The 20250-nt window shown below is 49.5% G+C and carries 21 protein-coding genes; 16 read left to right on the top strand and 5 right to left on the bottom strand.

Annotation, left to right across the window (positions count from 1 at the left end):
• Positions 1–193 precede the first annotated feature (193 nt).
• Positions 194–940: a hypothetical protein gene (locus ACO0LL_RS21620; RefSeq protein WP_422952879.1), complete on the bottom strand. Its 747-nt coding sequence runs from the start codon at positions 938–940 to the stop codon at positions 194–196.
• A gap of 227 nt (positions 941–1167) precedes the next feature.
• Here ACO0LL_RS21620 and ACO0LL_RS21615 point away from each other — a divergent pair, with 227 nt between their 5' ends.
• A complete protein-coding gene (locus ACO0LL_RS21615; RefSeq protein ID WP_422952878.1) occupies positions 1168–1704 on the top strand; it encodes a hypothetical protein in 537 nt (178 codons plus the stop codon).
• A complete protein-coding gene (locus tag ACO0LL_RS21610; protein WP_422952877.1) occupies positions 1701–2396 on the top strand; it encodes a hypothetical protein in 696 nt (231 codons plus the stop codon). Before ACO0LL_RS21615 ends, ACO0LL_RS21610 begins: the two co-directional genes overlap by 4 nt.
• A 161-nt stretch (positions 2397–2557) precedes the next feature.
• Here ACO0LL_RS21610 and fusA read toward each other — a convergent pair whose 3' ends face one another.
• Positions 2558–4645, bottom strand: coding sequence for an elongation factor G (gene fusA / locus ACO0LL_RS21605; protein ID WP_422952876.1), 2088 nt, complete (start codon positions 4643–4645; stop codon positions 2558–2560).
• Between the two features lie 650 nt (positions 4646–5295).
• On the opposite strand from fusA, the gene ACO0LL_RS21600 reads away from it, so the two are divergent.
• Positions 5296–5733 carry an ankyrin repeat domain-containing protein gene (locus ACO0LL_RS21600; protein ID WP_422952875.1) on the top strand — a complete coding sequence of 146 codons (438 nt, stop codon included), beginning with the start codon at positions 5296–5298 and terminating at the stop codon, positions 5731–5733.
• Positions 5734–5877: 144 nt separating this feature from the next.
• On the top strand, positions 5878–6558 hold the full coding sequence (locus ACO0LL_RS21595; protein WP_422952874.1) for a hypothetical protein: 681 nt from the start codon (positions 5878–5880) through the stop codon (positions 6556–6558).
• A gap of 379 nt (positions 6559–6937) precedes the next feature.
• On the opposite strand, the gene ACO0LL_RS21590 is transcribed toward ACO0LL_RS21595, so the two are convergent.
• Entirely contained in the window at positions 6938–8128 is a 1191-nt protein-coding gene (locus tag ACO0LL_RS21590; RefSeq protein WP_422952873.1) for an MFS transporter, read from the bottom strand.
• Between the two features lie 108 nt (positions 8129–8236).
• Here ACO0LL_RS21590 and ACO0LL_RS21585 point away from each other — a divergent pair, with 108 nt between their 5' ends.
• The 12 genes from ACO0LL_RS21585 to ACO0LL_RS21530 all read left to right on the top strand — a co-directional run bounded on the left by ACO0LL_RS21585 (position 8237) and on the right by ACO0LL_RS21530 (position 18580).
• The gene (locus ACO0LL_RS21585; RefSeq protein WP_422952872.1) at positions 8237–9928 is read left to right on the top strand and encodes an ABC transporter substrate-binding protein; all 1692 of its coding nucleotides are present in this window, start codon (positions 8237–8239) and stop codon (positions 9926–9928) included.
• A 186-nt stretch (positions 9929–10114) separates the two neighbouring features.
• Positions 10115–11482 (top strand): tetratricopeptide repeat protein, encoded by a 1368-nt coding sequence (locus ACO0LL_RS21580; protein WP_422952871.1) that lies wholly within the window; start codon positions 10115–10117, stop codon positions 11480–11482.
• 32 nt (positions 11483–11514) lie between these two features.
• Complete coding sequence (locus tag ACO0LL_RS21575) at positions 11515–12015, top strand: hypothetical protein (protein ID WP_422952870.1); 501 nt, start codon at positions 11515–11517, stop codon at positions 12013–12015.
• Positions 12016–12147: 132 nt separating this feature from the next.
• Complete coding sequence (locus tag ACO0LL_RS21570) at positions 12148–12609, top strand: SMI1/KNR4 family protein (RefSeq protein WP_422952869.1); 462 nt, start codon at positions 12148–12150, stop codon at positions 12607–12609.
• The gene (locus tag ACO0LL_RS21565) at positions 12606–13313 is read left to right on the top strand and encodes a DUF4304 domain-containing protein (protein WP_422952868.1); all 708 of its coding nucleotides are present in this window, start codon (positions 12606–12608) and stop codon (positions 13311–13313) included. Before ACO0LL_RS21570 ends, ACO0LL_RS21565 begins: the two co-directional genes overlap by 4 nt.
• Before the next feature lie 345 nt (positions 13314–13658).
• The gene (locus tag ACO0LL_RS21560; protein ID WP_422952867.1) at positions 13659–14057 is read left to right on the top strand and encodes a hypothetical protein; all 399 of its coding nucleotides are present in this window, start codon (positions 13659–13661) and stop codon (positions 14055–14057) included.
• A 57-nt stretch (positions 14058–14114) separates the two neighbouring features.
• A complete protein-coding gene (locus ACO0LL_RS21555; protein ID WP_422952866.1) occupies positions 14115–14525 on the top strand; it encodes a hypothetical protein in 411 nt (136 codons plus the stop codon).
• 36 nt (positions 14526–14561) lie between these two features.
• On the top strand, positions 14562–15416 hold the full coding sequence (locus ACO0LL_RS21550) for a hypothetical protein (RefSeq protein ID WP_422952865.1): 855 nt from the start codon (positions 14562–14564) through the stop codon (positions 15414–15416).
• A 26-nt stretch (positions 15417–15442) separates the two neighbouring features.
• On the top strand, positions 15443–15853 hold the full coding sequence (locus tag ACO0LL_RS21545; protein ID WP_422952864.1) for a hypothetical protein: 411 nt from the start codon (positions 15443–15445) through the stop codon (positions 15851–15853).
• Between the two features lie 72 nt (positions 15854–15925).
• Entirely contained in the window at positions 15926–16117 is a 192-nt protein-coding gene (locus ACO0LL_RS21540; protein WP_422952863.1) for a hypothetical protein, read from the top strand.
• Positions 16114–16338 carry a hypothetical protein gene (locus ACO0LL_RS21535; protein WP_422952862.1) on the top strand — a complete coding sequence of 75 codons (225 nt, stop codon included), beginning with the start codon at positions 16114–16116 and terminating at the stop codon, positions 16336–16338. The genes ACO0LL_RS21540 and ACO0LL_RS21535 overlap by 4 nt, the downstream gene beginning before the upstream one ends.
• A gap of 295 nt (positions 16339–16633) precedes the next feature.
• On the top strand, positions 16634–18580 hold the full coding sequence (locus ACO0LL_RS21530) for a PDZ domain-containing protein (protein WP_422952861.1): 1947 nt from the start codon (positions 16634–16636) through the stop codon (positions 18578–18580).
• A 289-nt stretch (positions 18581–18869) separates the two neighbouring features.
• Here ACO0LL_RS21530 and ACO0LL_RS21525 read toward each other — a convergent pair whose 3' ends face one another.
• Together ACO0LL_RS21525 and ACO0LL_RS21520 are read right to left on the bottom strand one after the other, a co-directional pair.
• Positions 18870–19250: a hypothetical protein gene (locus ACO0LL_RS21525; RefSeq protein WP_422952860.1), complete on the bottom strand. Its 381-nt coding sequence runs from the start codon at positions 19248–19250 to the stop codon at positions 18870–18872.
• A gap of 152 nt (positions 19251–19402) precedes the next feature.
• The gene (locus tag ACO0LL_RS21520; RefSeq protein WP_422952859.1) at positions 19403–20239 is read right to left on the bottom strand and encodes a hypothetical protein; all 837 of its coding nucleotides are present in this window, start codon (positions 20237–20239) and stop codon (positions 19403–19405) included.
• Positions 20240–20250: the final 11 nt, after the last annotated feature.

The following is a 20250-nucleotide window of genomic DNA, read 5'->3' as shown; positions in this document are numbered from 1 at the left end:
TGCGCAACTTAATCCAGCGAGAAAGCAAAGGAAAATTATGTCAAGCTCATATGCATCTAGTCCAGTCCTTCATCCAAGCGTATTTACGCCGGTGATGTGCCGCAAGCAAGGCAATCACCGCCGTTTCACCCGGCTGCGCATGGTCCATACATCACCCAAAACCATATTTTTGATGTGCTATGAATGCAGGCTCTTACTCACCATCCTCAGTCAGTAACAGATCTATCTGTGCTTTTAAACGCTGCTTATCTGCTTCATAAAATGGTATAGGTATCAGCAACCACGCACGCCTTCCCCCAGGCAAGCGGACTGGTATGCGATCAATATCTTGCTCCTCCAAACCTGCAACAAAATTTGAAGTTGGCTGAGCAACAAGAGGTTGCACTCCAACCATCCTGGATGTCTCTTCCTGTTTTAAATCGATAGGAATTTCTACTTCAGGTTCAATGTCTGGCGTATTTTCGTCGTCATAATAGCCAGCAAAGGCGACAGATTGCTTAAATGCTATCAATGCAGAATCTGCCGATGCTGGTATGAAACCCCGTTGGATAAGTTCATATTTCAAATTCGCATCGGAAGGCAATCCTGACTCAAATTTTTCAAGCAACTCGGCATATAGAGGTGGGGTTTTAAGGAACTGCCTCAATAGCACTCTGCGCAATCCTTCATCCGGCGCAAACCGAAATGACTCAACGTCCTTAGAGACCACCAATACTCCGTCCTTTGAACGTGCGAGAAGGCCGAAAGAACGTAACGATGCAATAGCAGACGTAGCGGCACCACTGTTCGCGTTTCTATAACCTATATCTGCCGCTACTACTTCAGTAGGCGCAGGATGAAGTCGCTCCTTTTCATAGACTTTTATTGCCCGATCCAATGCTTCATTTAAAGACATGGAAGGTGCACGCGGGCTCTTTTTGCGTGGGACATCAACCATCATGAACCTCACTTCTATTTTAACAATGAAATTGTGGCTAGATAAGTCGAGAGCAAATTAACCAATTTGAATTCTGTGTTCCACGCCCTCAAGCAGGGACTGCCACATTTGGATTGTATAGGAAAACTATACTTTAAGCTAAAAAAATATTCGCGAATAGCGAATTCTTGAATTTACGCCTAATATTCTGTAATATAAGACTTATTCGCAATTCACAAATAAAGAATAAGATGAAGCAACTAACAAGTAAGCAAATCATGTTAAAGCCGCAAGATCTGTTTGTTACTTTAAAGATTGCTGTTAATTCTGACTGGCAATACACCTATGCAGAGCTTGCAGGGGAATTAGTCATGTCTGCATCCGAAGTGCATGCAGCCGTAGGACGGGCAGAAATGTCCAGGCTATTGAATCGCAGTGACGGCATGATAAATGTCGTGAAATCAGCTTTACATGAATTTCTTGTCCATGGAGTCAAATACATCTTCCCACCTATGATTGGCGGTCTGACACGTGGCATGCCAACAACTATCTTTGCTCCAGCATTGAAAAAATATTTCATGGAAAGCGATGAGCTTCCCAGCGTGTGGCCCGATCCGGAAGGAGAAGTACGTGGTTTTTCACTACAACCGCTTTATCACTCCGTCCCCATGGCTTGCCGTCTGGATAAAAAGCTATATGATCTATTGACTCTGGTAGATGCCTTGCGCAGCGGAGCTGCAAGAGAGAGGGAAATTGCAGAGACATTACTGGTGGAGCATATGAAATGAATGGGAAAGATCCCAACATTGCCTCAGTTGAACTAGTCGCTCAGGCGCTTGGTGAGCTATGCGAGGAACTTGTGCTAGTTGGTGGTTGCGCCACAGGATTACTCATTACTGATACCGCACGCCCCGCAGTCAGGGCGACACAAGATGTCGATCTGGTCGCTGAAGTGGCCTCACTCCCGAGTTATTATCATCTTGAAGAAAAATTGAGACAGCGAGGCTTTAAGGAACAAAGCGACGTAATCTGTCGCTGGTCTAAAGACGCATTAATTATCGATGTCATGTCCGATTGGGATATCGGTCACAATTTCACTAATCGCTGGTATCCACAAGTAGTAAAGCACGCACAGAAGGTCAAGCTTCCGAGTGGACGAGACATTCAATTGGTGACAGCACCTCTGTTCATCGCGACCAAGCTGGAATCGTTTTACAGTCGCGGCAATGGTGACTATGCACATCATGACATTGAAGACATTGAAGACATCGTCAACATTGTTGATGGACGGCCAGAGTTAAGTCATGAAATGCAAACTACTGATAGCGCTGCACGTGATTTTATCAGGGAAGAAATAGATGACCTCCTGGCTGATATCTCATTTACAGAACACCTGCAATGGCATCTGCACCCCGATGCAGCGAATCAGGCACGCCTGCCAATTTTGATAGAGCGATTGCGTAAATTAGCAGGACTGTAATACGTGAATATATTAATAGCTGGAAATACATATTGAAACTGCTAATGCCAAGAAAAAAGCCAGAGCACCCGCCCTGGCTTCTCTCGTGCTTCTCTCATACTAGCTTGCAGACAACAGACAAACCAGACTACAGCCCACCCATCATCCACATTCAACACTGTCTACACAAACGACGCCTCTTCCACGTCACAAGCCGCATGGCGCGCATAGACTGAACTCGCAAACGCCCTGCCCTGTGACAAGGAACGCAAGTCGTTCGTGTGGCCGAACAGCTTGGTCAAAGGCACATCTGCCACCACTTCAACACGGCCTGTGTTTTCTGTGATGCCCAACACGCGGCCGCTGCGTCTTTGCAAGTCACCGATGACATCGCCGGTATTGATGGCGGGGGCATCGACGGTCACTTTCATGACGGGTTCGAGCAAGACCGGGTTAGCCTTGCGCAAGCCTGCCAGCACGGCTTCCTTGGCGGCGATGATGAAGGCCATTTCATTACTATCAACAGCATGGAAATCACCATCAAGCAAAGTAACTTTGACGCCTGTCACTTTTTGCCCCAGCGGGCCTTGCTGCATGGCCTGCTGTACGCCTTTTTCAACAGCCGGGAAAAACGCCGTCGGTATCACGCCACCTTTGACGACATTGGCAAAGGCAAACTCACCTTCATCCAGCAACTCAAGCCGCACAACGACGCGGGCATACATGCCTTTGCCGCCGTTTTGCTTGTCAAGCTTGCCTTCTGCTTCGACCATCGCCTGGCCCATGGTTTCCTTGTAAGCCACATGCGGCGCACCGACACGTATGTCCACCGCAGCTTCACGGCGGGCACGTTCGAGCACCACATCCAGATGCAATTCACCCATGCCCCACAAAATGGTCTCGCCAGTCTCGACATTGTTTTCCAGACGCAAAGACGGATCTTCACGACGGAACTTGTCGAGTGCTGCCAACATCTTTGCACGGTCAGTGCCACTGCCTGGTTCAACTGCCAGCGCCACCACAGGCTCACCCGCATGGATGGTTTCCAGCGTCCACGGTTGCGCCTTGCTGGACAAAGTGTGCCCCGTCAGCGCGTCTTTCAGGTTGGCGATGGCGATGATACTGCCCGCGCCAGACTGCGTGGTGCTGGTACGTTCATCCGCATGCACGACATACAGACGGCCTATCCGCACAGACGAATCAAGACTGGCGTTCCAGATGGTTTCACCTTCATGCAGACTGCCGCCATAAATACGCACAAACGCCAACGAGCCATGTTCATCATGCGTGACCTTAAACACCAGCGCGGCCAGAGGATCAGCATCACAAGTTGCCACGGTCACACTGTCACCGTTCAATGTAGCAACGGGAGCAGCACGGTCGTCAGGCGCAGGTAGCCAATCAATAACGGCATCGAGCAGCGGTTCTATGCCTGCGTTTTTATACGCAGAACCTGCCAGCATGGGCGTGGCTTTTCTGGCCAGCGTCAGGGTACGCAAACCTTGCAGAATTTCTGCATTGGTCAGCGTGTCGTTCGCCAGATAGGCATCCGTCAATGCATCACTCGCTTCTGCCGCGACCGAGGCCGCATAGGCATACGCCGCCTGGGCTTGCGCCTGCAGTTCTGCGGGCAAGGCTAGCACCGTCATATTGCCCTTGGTATCCCATTGCAGCAGACGCTGTTGCAAGACATCAATGACGCCACCAAACTCATCCGCCGCGCCGACAGGTATCGCCAGAGGCACAGGGCGCGCACCCAGTTGCTTGCGCACCTGTTCTGTGACGCGGGCAAAGTCAGCGCCGGTCTGATCCATTTTATTGACGAAGATGATCATGGGCACGCCATGTTTCTCAGCCTGATGCCAGACAGTCTCGGTCTGCGGCTGCACGCCAGCCACGCCTGACAAAACGGTGATGGCACCGTCAAGCACGCGCAGCGAGCGCTCAACTTCTATCGCAAAGTCGATGTGGCCTGGTGTATCAATCAGCGTGAATTCATGGCCGTTCCAGACGCAGCGGGTCGCCGCTGCACCAATGGTGATGCCGCGTTCTTTTTCAAGTGCCATGGTGTCCATGGTGGCATTGCCTTCATGGACTTCGCCAGTACGGTGGATTTCGCCGGTTTTAAACAGGATGCGTTCAGACAGCGTGGTCTTGCCAGCGTCTATGTGCGCGATGATGCCAAAGTTGCGCCAGTTGTTACGCACATTATTGAGCGCAGAGTGAGCAGATGCCTTGTTGGAAGCGGCACGGGGGACAGTGTTCGTCATGATGGTCTTTCTACATAGCGAGCGGTCGTGGGGTTGTCTTGGTGACAGCGCCGCGGGGCCATGCGACCACCCTTATTTCAGTGGACCCGCGCGCGTTCTACATCTGCTGACTTCATGTTATATGGCTCCTCAATGAGAGAGTGATTGGTTCAAAGTACACTACAAAGTGTTGACTAAAGTGGTGCTGAGTTTTTGGATATCAAGGGCAAAAACAAAACACAAAAACAAAGTACTGGAAAACAAAAAAGGCCCTTGTGGGCCTTTGTTTTAATTTCTGATTCTATCTGATCAGAGTTTCAACGGGCACACATCAGCGGCCCCGGGATGTCGTGTGACATGCCGGGAGGGCGGAGGTAAAAAAGAGTATGCTCAGTGTTTTCATTTTTATAGAATAATCCTGTTTTTATCAGTTGTCAAATGGGTCTATACTGGTCATGCCACAGAAAAAGCAAGTATAGAAATGCCACTCTCATAGGTAAAACCTTCGCATTTCTGTCTTAATTCACCTTGCCGATAATAAAATTTAATCGATCTGATATAAACTATCAATCGCCACGATACGCTACAGATTGTGAACCTAAGATTCAGCGATCTCACCTGTTTTAACGCCAGAGATGATGCATCCGGCAAGTACCAGCATAAATCCAATAATGATCTCAAACTACATGGCCGGACACCCAGGAAAAGACTATGGTTATGACCGCCTGATGGAAGCGGTGTACTACACCCCACATCTGGTACGGCCAATGATTAACAGTGAGCCGAACTTATTAAACTGCAAGAACTATTCAGGCGAAACAGTCATGCACTGGTTTGTCGTGGAAAACGATATCGAAATTGTTGAGCTACTCAGCTCTTGCGGTGGCATGGTATCCGACTATGCATTAGCCGAAGCATGCGGCATGGGGCATGTGGACATGGTTTATTTACTTCTGGGAATTGGAGTGATCCCAGATTTGTCATTCTGCAAGACACTGATCAAACTCAATTCCGGAATGCCAAGAAAGACTTTAATCAAACTCCGGCGTGCGTTCAACCGATACGGATATAAACTTGAGTGGCCCTTGGCCGGAAAAATGCAATTTTAAACCCATCTAACTATCCAGAAGATTCATCGTTATTTATATTCATCTTCTATTGATTGCATATTTTTTGAAGTAATTTGGGGAGAGGTTTACCGAGATTAGTCATGCATTTATAGATTATTTTTGCAGTTCGAAAAGGATATTTTCATGAAAATTTGTAGCGCCCAAGAAGCGTTACAAGCTGGTTTTGACCCGGCTGCCGCCAGGGTGATAGGCGATTCAAATTACATGGAAATAAATTTAGTTTTCGCTCACAACGAACACAAACTTGGTTATCCCATTTCTGTAGATAGACGCATTAAAGCATTGGATGCCCGCAAAATCGTTCCATCTGCAATAAATACCTTGAAATTCCAGTGTAGGTCACTTGACGATCATTGTATTAAGCCTAATTTTCTTGATGTAATCGAAGTAAACTCATTTACTCCAAATGGTGGGGTTCTGTTGGGATTTGAATATGTAGTATCAGAGTTCGCAAGAGATAAATTACTTCCATACCTAAAGAACGAGTGTACATTTGTACCTGTTGAGATCGCAGGTGTACCGCAACAATATTACATTATGTGGGTTCATCATATTTGTGATGTGGTTGATGAGGAACGTTCGCGACTTGGTGAAGATGAACTTTCACCTGAAAGAAAAAGACCATTTCGTGCAGTATTTCATCTAAATAAAATTGATCCCACCTATTTATTCCGTGTTCCGCAATGGAAGTATGATATGGACTGTGATCTTGCTTTGAAACCATTTCGTGATTTGGTAAAAAAACTCAGAATTTCTGGTTTTACATTTCAAGCTGGGGGAAAGTTTGGGCCGTTTTTAAAATGAGTGCTGGACTGCTACGACCCTATTATCCTGTCCAGCGTGTAGACCGTGTAGGTACGATTAGTGCAACGTAATCGTACGCATGCTGTGCCGCAAATAACTATAGGTCACAAGCAAGTTCCGTGTCCGCCACTTATTCATTTCAACGTGAGTGAAATGCATGCATGATGGAGTCACATAAAATGCCCGAGATTATCAAGCAGTATAGAGAGTTGCAGCCAACCATTCGTACGATTACGTTGCACTAATCGTACCTACGTCCAGACATTAGCCGCGTACCGCCGTCATGAAGCAGGCGCAATTATTCACGGCTGAAGCCGCTGCTGTTGGCACATGTAAAACGGAATCTATCAGCACTCTACAAAACGAATATCAAAGCCCACTACTCCACCCCATACACCGCCGACACCCGCGTCCCCACCACCAGCAAAAAATGCGTGCCCGCACAGGCACTCAATATCCACGCCAGTGGCAAGTCACCCACCAATGCCCCGGACAATACCAGGCTCACCGGCATCAGCAGTTTGAACAGCGAACCGGTGAGGCCAGATATACGGCCTATGTAACGGCTGTCTGTACTCTCCTGGCGGTAGCCCCAGATGCAGACATTGCCGATGACGGTGCAAAAGCTGTTGATGGCCAGTGCTAGCAACAACAAGCGTATGCTGCTGCCCCAGGCCAGCAAGAGCATGGAACAGGCTTCGACGCCCAGTTCCAGTGCCAGCAGGCGGCCCAGGCCAAAGCGCTGGCGCAGGCGACTGGCGACCAGGCCGCCGATGACGCCGCCTATGCCTGCCACGCCATACATGAGGCCGACCTCGGCTGCGCCCAGTTGCAACTGGTCACGCGCACGGAACAGGAACAGCACATCCACCACTCCCGCGCTGCCATTGATGACGACCACTAGCCAGGCCAGGTGCCACAGCGGCTTGTTGGCGATCAGCACGCGCCAGCCTTCGCGCCATTCATTCCAGTAACCATCTGCATCCGGTTTGCGCACTGGTAGTTGTAAATCCCTGAGCAGCCAGGCAGCCAGCAGCATCGCCAGCATGGGCAGCCACAAGCCCAGGTCCATACGTATGGAAATCACGGCACCGGCCAGCGCCGGGCCAAGGATGCTGAACACCTGGTTTAACACCGTCAGTTGTCCGGTAGCAGGCAGCAGCAATTGTTCTGGCAGCATTTCCTTCAACATCCCCATGCGGCAAATGGCATACAGATAATGCAGAGTCATCAGCAGGAAGGCGGTGATAAAGAAAAAAGATAAGGCCCGCGCACCATTCTCCAGCAGCACCGCCTGCATGCCAGTCAGCACAACGATGCCGACAATGGCAAAGCGTGCCCAGCGGCCACGGTCTATGCGGTCTACCCAGACGCCGATGAACATCGCCAGCAGCAAATTGGGCAACAATTCAACCGCGCGCATGCCCGTCATGACCCCGGCTGATTGCGTCAACTGGTAGAGTATCAGCGGCATGGCGAGCTGATAGATTTGCGTGCCCAGCGAAAAGCTGATGGTCGATGCATACAGGCGGCGAAAGCTGGCGAGTTGCCAAAGCGAGGGAGTGGACATGAAGAATATCAAGCAAGGTTGAACAATGCCCACTAGCGTATATCAAAGGCGGAAACACAAAAACGGATAGAATCTGATATTTCTTTCCCCCTTTATTACCGGACAAAGATGCGCCTGCTTGATCACTTCCAGCGTCTGGCCGAATGGCACCCCAGCGCCCATGCCTCCGGCCTGGCCCAGATTGCTGCCGCCCTGTGCTGTAGCGAACGCAATGCCCGCCTGCTGCTCAAACGCATGCAGGAGCAAGGCTGGATAGACTGGCAGCCAGGAAACGGGCGCGGCCATCGCTCACGCCTGAGTCTGCTGCAAGACCATGACAACCTGCGCCTGCAAAGGCTGCATCACTTGCTGGCAGATGGCAAACTCGAAGCCGCCTTTGATGGCTTGCCGAATGCCGGACGTGAACGCCTGAAGCAATCGCTGCCCGGTTACCTTGGCAGTGGCCGTGCAGGCACTTTGCGCATGCCGTTTTACCGCCCCCTGCATGCGCTGGATGCCATCCATATCAACCGTCGCACCGAGCAGCACATCATCATGCAGATTTGTGCTGGCCTGACCGAATATGATCGTGCCAGCGAACAGATCATCCCGGCACTGGCGCACAGATGGGATGCCAGTGCCGATGGCCGTAACTGGGAATTTATCTTGCGGCCCGGCCTGCAATTCCACGATGGCCGCCCGGTGCGCGCCGAGGACGTGGTGTATTCACTGCAACGTGCCCGCGATACAGATGGCCCTTACCGCGCCATGTTTGCTCACCTGGCCAACATCAGTGGTAACGAGCGCAGTATGAAGCTGCAACTCAGCAAGCCTGACCATTTGCTGTTGCATCTGCTGGCACATCATGCTGCCGTGATCGTGCCTGTGGATGATTCGCAGCGCGCAGATTTTGCCACGCTGCCCATCGGTGCCGGGCCATTCCGGCTGATACGCAATAATGAACACCGGGCCACGCTGGCAGCGTTTGATGGCTATTTCCGTGAACGTGCCCTGCTGGATGAAATCGATTTATGGGTAGTGCCACTAGGCAGCCCCTTTCCGGAAGTTGACCTGCACCTGGCACATGCATCACCTGATCAGGTACCTGCACCTGACGATAGCTGGTCGCGAATACGCGCCCTTGAACAAGGCTGTGACCTCGTCATGCTGAACCCGGCACGCGCAGAATTCTCCACGCCTGCTGCCCGCCTTGCAGTCGGCACCTGGCTGCGCCCGGCGGCGGCGGAACTCGCCGCCAAAGAAACCCGGCCCATGGCTTTTGGCATGCTGCCGCAATGGCGGCATTTACCCGAGCAAACGTCAACAACAGCTCCCACCCTGCCTGCCCACCTCGACTTGGTGACTTATGAACTCGACAGCCATATCGCCCTCACCCATTGCGTAGCAGACAGATTGCGCGAGGCAGGCGCCGATGTCAGCATCCACATCCTGCCCTTCCCCGAATTTGGCCCCTACGGCTGGCGGGATTGGGCCGATGTTGTCATCGCCGGTGACGTGCTCGACAATGACATGGAATTTGGCCTGTATAGCTGGCTGGCCGGAGAATCACTGGTCAATCAGATGATGGATAAAACAGCGCGCACCTCGCTGGCAAAAGCCAGTGCAAAAATTGCCGCAGAAGCGGATGCTAGCAAACGTGCAGCCCTTATCGAAACCTGCTTCGCCCGCATGGTAGAACAAGCCTGGATACTGCCCATGCGCCACACCCGCCATGGCATCGACTATGGCCCGCAACTCGGCGGCGTGACCCTGGCACGCTGCGGCTGGATGGATTTTCGCAAGCTGTGGTTGAGGCCTTGAGGTGTGTCAGTAAAACCGACTTGGTAAGAATAGCTTTAACCGCGAACTTGTCACCGTGTCTATCGTTGTTAGCTATATCAGGCATTCGCGGCGAAAGCCACTCCTACAAAAAATCCAGTGCAACACCTATACACCTCACTTATTTCATTTACAATAAATCTTTGTCCAGCAATTTCTCAAACGTCCATGCGCAAAATCATTCCTCTTCTCATGTTGTCAGGTGTACTCCATGCATCTCTTGCTTATGCAGATATTGATGCCGGATTTAAAGCGGCAGAGAAAAAAGACTTTGCAACTGCACTCAAGGAATGGCAGCCACTGGCAGAAAAAGGCAATAACGTAGCGCAATTTCATCTGGGTGTCTTGTATGCAAAAGGCCAGGGGGTGCCACAAAACTATGCCAAGGCCGCAGAATGGTATCGCAAAGCTGCCGACCAGGGATACTCCAGCGCACAGCACAACCTCGGTGCTTTTTACTATAAGGGGTGGGGGGTAACAAAAGATTATGAGCAGGCTTTCATTTTGTTCAGCAAAGCAGCCGCGCAGAATGTGCCCACAGCGCAATTCAGGCTTGGTGTCATGTACGAACTTGGGCAAGGTGTTTCTAAAAATTCTTCTGAGGCACTCATCTGGTTCCGCAAGGCAGCTGAGCTTGGCGATGCTGAGGCCCAAGTGCAAATGGGCCATATCTACTTTACTGGTACAGGTGTCCCCAAAGACAAAGCGCAAGCAGCGGCATGGTTCCGCAAAGCGGCAGACCAGGGGGATTCAGATGGCCAGCTCAATCTGGCGTTTATGCTAAACAATGGCGAAGGTATCAACAAAGATGCTCAACAAGCTTTTGAATGGTATCTCAAAGCAGCAGAGCAAGGCCAGGCCATTGCACAATATAATGTGGCGTTCATGTATGACAAGGGCCTGATAGTGCCGCAAGACCATGCAAAAGCCTTTACCTGGTATGGCAAAGCAGCAGAACAGGGAGACCGCTCCGCACAACTCAGTCTTGGATACCTGTACAACCAAGGGCGTGGGGTAAAGCAGGATTATGCACAAGCGCTGGCATGGTACAGCAAAGCTGCCGCTCAAGGCGTTGCCACTGCACAATTCAACGTGGCAGCCATGTATCTCGACGGCGAAGGCGTGACACAGGATAACGCGCAAGCTTATAGCTGGTTTCACAAAGCCGCGGACCAGGGACATGCTGCCTCACAATTTTATGTAGGCATTTTTCACGTAAATGGAACGGGCGCGCCCAGAGATTTTCCATTGGCCTTAAGCTGGTTTCGTAAAGCGGCTGATCAGGGCAATGGTGATGCCCAGTCAGCATTGGCGGCAATGTACGACAAAGGAGCCGCCGTATCACAAAACAAGATCATAGCCTCCGCGCTTTATACGTTGGCGGCCAGCTCGAATACCGAAGGTGCTAAAACAAGTCGCGACAAGATCCTGATGACAATGTCTGCGGAATCAGCCGATGCAGCACAAAAATTGTCAATCCAGATGAGCACCCCCGGCAACCTGCTCAGGGCAATTGATCAATATGCGGCAAAGTGAGTGGCTTAAATTGACGGATTAAATCGACTTACATGCAAAACATCCGTCCCATCACCCGTGCCGATATCAGCAACGGCACTATCATCATCACAGTCTGCATCCCTTATATTAACTTCATCGACAAATTCGGTGAAAAGCATTCAGACCATCCCAGTGACTGGGATAGCCCGGGCCCGGTAGAGCTTTGGTTTTTTGAGCTGCCATGGGGCCATAAAATCACGCTGGAGTATCATCTCAGCATAGACCAGTGCAATATCTATCTGGACTTGTTGGAAATCGATGCGGTGCTGGATTATCTGCAACTACGTGCTTATGAGCTTTACTTATGGACTGACAATATCACCCGGATCAAGAAGTTTCATCCTGAAACACAATCAGCGCTGCGAGCACATCACCTTTATCGCCTGGATGACAATGGCAATACCATCCTGATGAATACTTACGAAAGCTTCAGGGTCGCTGACTACTATAGAAGACTGTATGAAGAGCGCGGGCACAAGCAGTTGTATAGCGTGGAACTGGCAGCCAATTAATTTCATTCGACTAATTTGCATGCTGCGCACGGCGTGACCCTGGCCCGCTGCGGCTGGATGGATTTTCGCAAGCTGTGGTTGCGGCCCTGAGTTCTAAAAAAATAACCGATAGCCTACAATATCCGCCATAACATGCACGAACTTATCCAACAATTTGACACAGCTCTTGTGCCGCAATGGGAGCGTCATCCAGCCCCCACCAGTAACAGCATCACTCATATAGAATCATGTCTGGATTTTCGCATCCCACCTGAATTGATTGCATTCGCACGTTTGTCTGCAAGCTATGGCAGCTTCTTTCTCAGCCTGGGAGAAGACTATGCATCGGATACACACATCCTGGAAAAAAATCGCTTTATACGTATGAATGAACATTGGCTGGAGCAAGGTCCGCCCGCTCCCGAGCATTTAATCTTTATCACTGATAATTTCATGACTGATTCGTTCTGGTGCTTAGACATCAGTGAAAAAATTCGTACATATCCTGTGGTACTCTGGTCACCCGCCATGACGCCTAAACAAAAAAGCAGAAGGTATGGCAATTTTTGTGAATTTGTTTCTGATCAAATTAAGTACTATGAAAAAACGAAATGATCTCTATTGATCAGGATCACCAAATTTTGAAAGCACGATATATGGCTGTTAAGCGAGACTACGGTACATTTTCAAAAGCCGCACCCAAACATCTGAAACCCTTGATCACCAATCTGGGTTTTCAGCAAACGACGGGTGCATACTTCTTGCGTAAGCGTGAGTCTTGGGAAGAAGGTTTTTACTTGCAACAATCTGGATACGGAAGTGGCAATTTCTGGGTCGAAATTGGCCTGAGTGTCCCCGGCATGGATACTTATTGGCAAACTGACCCAGCTGAAAAGAGCTTTGGTTTCATCGTAGGTGATCGATTGGGAAATTATACCGACAGGTTTCATTCAGAAACGTATGAAGCAGAAGACCTGGCAACATTACAAGCCAGCGTAGAACTCGTGGCTCAACATCTGCAAAGTGCAAAGGCCTGGTTTGCTCAATTCACATCCTTGAGTGACATTGCCTCTTACTACAGCAAACGCAATAGAGGAGAGATAGCTGCTTGCAATACTGGTTACTTGCTGTTATTGGCAGGCAAGCCTGATGAAGCAAGGATCAAGCTCGAATACGCAAAAAGTAAGTTACAACTGGCGATTGCGGAAAATGCAGCCAGCTTTAAAAAGAGGAAACCCGGCAAAGAAACATTGTCTTATTACGAGCTTGATATTCATCGCTTGAAATGTGTAGAGGCTGCCTTGCGAGAATGTGATTAAGTCGAAACTACTCTGCAACCAGTAGGGTGCGCCGTGCGCACCGTTTTTTCGGGGAAATTTATCTTATCGTCATATCAAACGCGGTGCGCACGGCGCACCCTACCAGCGTGATCACTGGCACTTATATCAACGACCCAGGCCTTGCAAATTCACGGGTCTCCTTAAACACTGTAATTGCCTGCTGCACAAATATATACCAAACCCGTAGCAAGCACACCCGCATAAGTAAAACGCATCGACATACAATGAAATCCTGATGATTGTGATCTTGTATTGAATGCGCAAATTTTTAATGCCATGTTAAGCTATGTACATCTTTTCTGATTTGTACAGGCTACACTCTCCATGACAAGCAACGCCGACATCATCGCCGCAGGCAAACAGCGCCTTGCTTATCTTGATATTCTCGAACTCGCTTCAGCAGTTGAAGAAGATGAATTTCGTACCATCACTTACACCTTCACGACACCGGTAGCGACGATACAGCTTATTGATACGACGCTCAATGGCGACGTTACAGTCAGCGTTTTTGTCACAGGCCAGGATACCCCCTTATTGCATTTTGAACTCAAAGACTGCAAGAACATCAGCGCGGTCGATGACAAGCGCGGCAAGTATCTGGAATTTTTGGGGCAACTGGCGATAGGTGAATATTCACGCGGCAGCTCAAGAAAAGAGGCAGGGTTCAGGCTTTATCTCGAGCCATTTGTGCGTCTTGAACCTTATTTTAAAAGCGGCGTTTGATTTACCAATCAGGAACAACGATGCCGTATCTTATAAAAATCAGGATAAACCTTCTTCATGAAAAAATTTTACAAAGATGCCGTGTTTTTCTTGCTGCTGCATATCACCTTCATCCTCATCATTGAAGGAACCCAGTTGCTGAGCCTGGACTGGCACTTCGACGAGAACACTGGCCTGGCACGTTTGCTGGCCCACCCAAACGTAGCAGCAATACACCTGTTCTTTTCCAGCAGCCTTCTACTCTTGCTGTGGTTCCAGCATGAGAAAACCTGGAAACTCATGTTTGCCGTTGCCCTGGCAACCTGCATCTATGGTGTATATATCACTTTTGTCTATGCCACAGGCGCGGAATTTTTATTGCTGTATGGCACAGGCAGAGTCATCGCTTACAGTGCACCTTTAGCTTTTCCAAACGGCCTGGGCATATTTGCCAAACCCATCCATCGCGCTGATGAAGATGGAAAATGAACCTGCCATACACCATGCAATAACCCGAATACCCAGATGCAGACACAAACACATTACCGTCACGGCTGTCACATCTTCGTATGGACAGGTATCGCCGATCCCTCACTGGCAACACTGATCCAGAGTTGCCCTGAACTTGTCCTCGGTCGGCAAGTAACAATTGCTGCTTGTGATGGCGGCCCTTACCAGCCTGATCAGGAAGAAATGGCAAGAGGCTGGGTAGTGCACAATACGCTGGCTGTCAGTCCGCACGTGCAAGACATAGCCGATTTGCCAACGCCGGGTTTTGATGAGTGGTATGTGTATGAGGCTGAGCCACCTCGTGAGCAGCATGCGGTATCGGTGAATCACTTTGAGTTTTCGGTACTTGATGAGCAAAGTGAGCAAGCGCGGGTTTTCTGGTCGCAAGTCGAGAGTTTCCAGCCTTTGCATGTATTGGGGGCTGGTGCAGGTTTCATGTTTGTACTCAGCCGTGATGAGCAGATTCACAGGCAATTACAAAAGATATTCGTCATGCACACTGACATATCAAATCCCGCAGCGTTTTTTCTCGCGCTTGGCGGGCTGCATGATGCCAGGTTTCATGCAAGCGTAAATCCGTCTGACAAGACACTGACGTTAGAGGTAGATGACATCAATATAAACTTGTTAGGTCTGCCTGAATATCCAGGAAAAGAGCCGGCCCTCTTCATTTTCTCAAATGTGGCAAGCGTAGATATGGATTATGATGTTGATGATGCCAGCAATTACCGTATCTACGACCTGGAAATAAAAACAGAATGGGATGCACGCAGAAGTACAATGAACATCTCCATATCCCGGGGTGGCAGGCTGTCTTTTCTATTTTCAACTGTAAAACGCATAGAATACTTGAGCAAATCTCCGCTTTGAACATTCGCCATACAGAAAAAATCTACATGGAAAACGCCCGCAGAAAGGCATTTATATTTTTGTCAGTCCACACGGTCGCAACCCTGGTATTGAGCCTGGGGCAGATGATGGATGTGCACTGGTTCAACCTGGATGAACATCGACTCAATAAACTTCATCTACATCCAGCGCTTGCAACAGCATCCATCTCAGTGTCATTGATACTGCTGTTCCTGCTATGGCTGAAAAACGAGCGAACCTACCGCTTCGCATACGTTCTGGCACTGGCTGGCTGTATTTATGGGGCCTTGCTGGCAATAACGAACGGCATACTATTTGGCTTCATGCTTGTTTACGGTGCGGTTTGCATTATTCATCTGCATGCGCCTTACGGATGGCCTGGTGTGAACAAGATGTTTTCCCATCCTGGCCGTCGTACTGATGGAGATAAAAAATAACGTACCTCACATCAGAATGAAAGAGGCAGATACCTTCACATTACTGTTATTTGAACACGGATAAAAAACTACATGGCCGAGATATTCCACTGTATTAATACGGCTCCCGTAAAACTGGTTGCTAGCAGCATTGCTTATGAACCGAGGCCTGTCATCCATATTGATGTCTGCGAAGGCGAGCAGGTCGTGGCCGCTGCCCGTATCATGCATCCCTATCATGGCAGCATGCTGGGCAGCAGCAATAAAGCAGAAGAAGAGCTTTGAGCTGGCTGGCCGGAGAATCACGGGTCAATCAGATGATGGATGCGACAGAGCGCAACTGGCTGGCGCAAGTCAGTGCAGAAATCGCCGCAGAGGCAGACGCAACCCAACGCGCTAGCCTCATCGAAACCTGCTTCGCCCGCATGGTAGAACAAGCCTGGATACTACCCATGCGCCACACCCACCACGGCATAGACTATATGGCCCGCAACTCGGCGGCGTGACCCTGGCCCGCTGCGGCTGGATGGATTTTCGCAAGCTGTGGTTGCGGCCTTGATTGGCAGTCTCCCAAAAAGCCGTAGAGTGCGCCGTGCATACCGTTGCCTGAGCTAATTTACAGTGACCTGTCTACTACGGCTAACTTCCACCTGTCCTAAATAATCGATTTCAGCAATATCTTATAAAGTCGAAAAACAGGCAATCCATTAACAATCGTAATGGGCATCATTATATTTATTCGATATCCCCAGGCGTCTCGCCAAGTTATCCTGCTGGTTTATTTCAATATTTGGGCGCATGATGAAACTGGCAATCCGACCACTTGTTATCTTTTTATCTTTAGGTATCGTGCCATGTTCTACGGCGCTGGCTGCTGATGCCAAGGCGCAAACATCTATCAGCTTGAATGTTGATATGCGCGATGTAGACAAGAAGATAGTACATGCGACAGAAACCATCACCGTGCGCCCCGGCAAGATGACACTGGCTTACCCAAAATGGATACCCAACGAACATGCCTTCGCCGCCATAGACCAACAAGTGAACCTGCGCATCAGCGGAAATAATAGCGATGTGGGCAAGGCCAGGCAAACGATTCCCTGGCGGCGCGATGCGCTTGATTTGTATAGTTACCATATCACGGTACCCGAAGGTGTCAACACGCTGGAGATCAAGACCGATTTCATTACTACGCCCAATGGCGAAACTGCAAAAGGCAGCGCCAGCAATGACCTGGCAGTGCTAAGCTGGAATAACTTGCTGCTTTATGCCTACCCCACGCCAGATACCCAGGTTGCAGACATTACCGTCATGCCCAGCCTGTTTTTGCCTGCAGGCTGGCGTTATGCAAGTTCACTGGAAACTGTCAGTGGCACGCCAGCCGTTGCTGCTGACAGTGCTTTAGTATTCAAACCAGTATCGCTGGAAATGCTGGTAGACGCCCCCGTCATCGCCGGAAAAAACTTCAAGGAAATTCCGCTAGCACCGGGAACGAGGCAGCCGCATTATCTGGATATGGTGGCAGATACTCCAGCCAATATGGACATTAGCCCGCAGCAAATTGAACAGTTAGGAAAGATGATTACGCAGGGCGGCCTGATGTTTGGCAACCGGCATTATCGGTCTTACCGTCTTTTGCTCAGCTTGTCTGACCAGATAACTGGCCTGGCCGGAGACCATCATGAATCGCTGGACAGCCGCAGGCCAGCCCGCTTCATGACTGACCCCACCATGCGCCTGGCTTTCGGTGGCTTCATACCACACGATTTTGTCCATAGCTGGAACGGCAAATATCGCCGCCCCGCCGGGGCTGCTACTCCCAACTTCCAGGTTCCGCAAGATGGCGGTGGTTTGTGGGTACATGAAGGCCTGACCGATTATCTGGGTAACCAGCTCACTGTCCGCGCTGGCATATGGACACCAGAACTATACCTGGATGCGCTGGCAGAAACCGTTGCACGTTTTGACCAACGTCCGGGCAAGACCTGGCGCAATCTGCAAGACACAGCCACCATGGCAATGATTTTGTGGAATAGCAGTGGCAGCTACAACAGTCTGCGCCGCGATGGCTTTGATTTTTACGGAGAAGGTGGCCTGATCTGGCTGGATGTGGATATGACCATCCGCAACAAAAGCGGGGGTAAAAAATCACTGGACGACTTTAACCGTCTGTTCTTTGGCAATGGTGGTGACACTGACGCCAAGGTCGTACCCTATACCATACCCGAACTGGTCGCCGCTTTGAACTCAGTCGTAGCGGCAGACTGGCAACAATTCTTTGACGAGCGTCTGCTGTCCCTCAGTCCCAACGCACCGCATGGCGGCCTGACTCAGGGCGGATACCGACTGGTCTATCGCAGCACGCCAAATACCTTTGCGGCTTTACGTGGCAGCAATGGCTTCCTGTATTCAATTGCGGCGGCGATTGATGGCAACGGCATGGTCAGCGATGTGCTAGCTGACGGCCCGGCTGCTCGCGCCGGTCTGGTACCCAACATGAAAATCACTTTGGTCAACGGTAAAAATTATTCCAAGAATGCCATGCAAGAAGCGATACGTCAGGCGCAAGGCACGGCGGAGACCATCACTGTAACAGTGCAAGATGCTGGTAACAGCCGAATAATCAATCTCGATTATCACGACGGCGAGAAATTTCCAGCATTGGAAAGAGTGGCTGGAACGGCAGACCTCATCACAGAAGCGCTCAAACCACTGGCTGAAAGCAAAAACAGGGATGCCCGAGGATAAACACTCTGCCGGAATTTTTATTTTTCAAATATGAGGTTCATGTTCTCCGGCAGATCTTGGAGGACAAGTTAAGCCATATTACGCGCTGACGGTTCTCACGCTTCGACGCGGTTACCGTCAGCACGCATATATTACGGCGCACCGCATTAACCGTTTCATTGAAACGCAAAATTTCAGAAAAATAACTGATACATGCGTGATGTATTTTGTCCAAATCGATAAATTTATTTATCTTCCTGCGAATGATGTTTTACAACGCATCCAAGATACTGAAATTGCATCAAAAAAATCAGTCTCTTTTCCTGCTCCCCATTATCATGGAAAAATAGGTAATCACTACCATAATCAGCCAGAAATAAAAGGAGCCGCGTACATCCCGCTTCTCTCCTATCCAACGCGTTGTTTCAGGTGCAGTACTCAGATATTCAATATCGACCTGATCATGCTTTTGATATTTTTCCAGAATGTCTTTTGGCAGTTTTTTATTGACGTTGATTTTTTGATTGTCTGCCGTCGTGAAATTGATCAAGGCTTCGTTTGTCACGGTCACATCAGGACTATGTCCACGCGATTTTCGTGTGTGAACGCTTTGCTCATATTTTCGGATTTGTTCAGTCTCGGCGACTTTTCCATGCTTGCTGAAGCTACGGTTTTCGAAAAAACCTGACACAGTCTCATAGCTACTATATGCCAGGAGGATGAGTATGAAAAAATTTGAAAAGAAGCGCGTGAACATAGAATTGGTTTTCGATATGGGCTAAAGCATGCAAGGCCCATTATCTTACGGTATTTTATTAAATTCTAAAATGAGTGGCGCAAATATTAAGTAATCACCTTCTCACCTAGCTTCTCACTTAGCTTCTCACTTACTTCGGCCTGCTTCAAAACCTTTGCCGCCGCCACATATTTGGGCCGCCAGAACCAGAACAGTATCGCCCCCAGCGGGAAACCTGCCGTCAGCACGGACGGCGCATATTTGCTCATCGTCATCAAGGCTGCCCCAAATAACTGGAATTGCAGCAGATTCAAACGATATTCGCCAGATGTCCAGTTCATTTGAATTGCGCCTATGCTCAGGATGATGAAGACGATCCACAGCCACTTGCGTTTGGGAATGGGTGTCTTGATGCAGGTGATCAGTGTGACGAGTATGAACAGGGGGATACAGACGGTAGCAATCAATACCAGATAGTGCAATACCGATTTTCCAGACAATGTGAAGCGGTTCAGTTCTTCTTGAGAGCCATTGGCCTTGTGAACGCTAAAGGCGGTCACGATTAACTGAGTGTCGATGCGTTTCAAGGCCACAAACCCTATGGCCCAGCCATACTTCGTATGGTATTCGACAGTGAAATTGCCGGTCCAGACGCCATTGATGATATTGACTTGTGAACCGATCAGTTCAGTCGATAATATCTCACCACCAGGAAAATAAGCGCTGATGCGCAGTAAATTATCGTCAGTCACTGTTGGCAGTAATTCTGGATCCAGCTTACTCTTCACATAGGCAAAATCATTGTCATGCACATGCTGGAGATAATCTTTTGCAAAAGCAGATTCTTCTTTGGGTATAAGCTTGTCTTCAAGAAAACCTGCTGATGCAAATGCAGGGATGCTTAATAATGCCATCAGCAGAATGGCCTTGATGAAGTTGCGCATGATGTTATCTT

Source organism: Undibacterium sp. TC4M20W (assembly GCF_049340245.1).
Classification (GTDB): domain Bacteria; phylum Pseudomonadota; class Gammaproteobacteria; order Burkholderiales; family Burkholderiaceae_D; genus Undibacterium.
The sequence above is the reverse complement of the archived record's forward strand: the minus strand, read 5'-3'. Positions and strand labels throughout refer to the sequence as shown.

Coding starts and splice junctions, on each gene's coding strand:
- ACO0LL_RS21620 (WP_422952879.1), bottom strand. CDS start 940: ATGATGGTTGATGTCCCACGCAAAAAGAGCCCGCGTGCACCTTCCATG.
- ACO0LL_RS21615 (WP_422952878.1), top strand. CDS start 1,168: ATGAAGCAACTAACAAGTAAGCAAATCATGTTAAAGCCGCAAGATCTG.
- ACO0LL_RS21610 (WP_422952877.1), top strand. CDS start 1,701: ATGAATGGGAAAGATCCCAACATTGCCTCAGTTGAACTAGTCGCTCAG.
- fusA (WP_422952876.1), bottom strand. CDS start 4,645: ATGACGAACACTGTCCCCCGTGCCGCTTCCAACAAGGCATCTGCTCAC.
- ACO0LL_RS21600 (WP_422952875.1), top strand. CDS start 5,296: ATGATCTCAAACTACATGGCCGGACACCCAGGAAAAGACTATGGTTAT.
- ACO0LL_RS21595 (WP_422952874.1), top strand. CDS start 5,878: ATGAAAATTTGTAGCGCCCAAGAAGCGTTACAAGCTGGTTTTGACCCG.
- ACO0LL_RS21590 (WP_422952873.1), bottom strand. CDS start 8,128: ATGTCCACTCCCTCGCTTTGGCAACTCGCCAGCTTTCGCCGCCTGTAT.
- ACO0LL_RS21585 (WP_422952872.1), top strand. CDS start 8,237: ATGCGCCTGCTTGATCACTTCCAGCGTCTGGCCGAATGGCACCCCAGC.
- ACO0LL_RS21580 (WP_422952871.1), top strand. CDS start 10,115: ATGCGCAAAATCATTCCTCTTCTCATGTTGTCAGGTGTACTCCATGCA.
- ACO0LL_RS21575 (WP_422952870.1), top strand. CDS start 11,515: ATGCAAAACATCCGTCCCATCACCCGTGCCGATATCAGCAACGGCACT.
- ACO0LL_RS21570 (WP_422952869.1), top strand. CDS start 12,148: ATGCACGAACTTATCCAACAATTTGACACAGCTCTTGTGCCGCAATGG.
- ACO0LL_RS21565 (WP_422952868.1), top strand. CDS start 12,606: ATGATCTCTATTGATCAGGATCACCAAATTTTGAAAGCACGATATATG.
- ACO0LL_RS21560 (WP_422952867.1), top strand. CDS start 13,659: ATGACAAGCAACGCCGACATCATCGCCGCAGGCAAACAGCGCCTTGCT.
- ACO0LL_RS21555 (WP_422952866.1), top strand. CDS start 14,115: ATGAAAAAATTTTACAAAGATGCCGTGTTTTTCTTGCTGCTGCATATC.
- ACO0LL_RS21550 (WP_422952865.1), top strand. CDS start 14,562: ATGCAGACACAAACACATTACCGTCACGGCTGTCACATCTTCGTATGG.
- ACO0LL_RS21545 (WP_422952864.1), top strand. CDS start 15,443: ATGGAAAACGCCCGCAGAAAGGCATTTATATTTTTGTCAGTCCACACG.
- ACO0LL_RS21540 (WP_422952863.1), top strand. CDS start 15,926: ATGGCCGAGATATTCCACTGTATTAATACGGCTCCCGTAAAACTGGTT.
- ACO0LL_RS21530 (WP_422952861.1), top strand. CDS start 16,634: ATGAAACTGGCAATCCGACCACTTGTTATCTTTTTATCTTTAGGTATC.
- ACO0LL_RS21520 (WP_422952859.1), bottom strand. CDS start 20,239: ATGCGCAACTTCATCAAGGCCATTCTGCTGATGGCATTATTAAGCATC.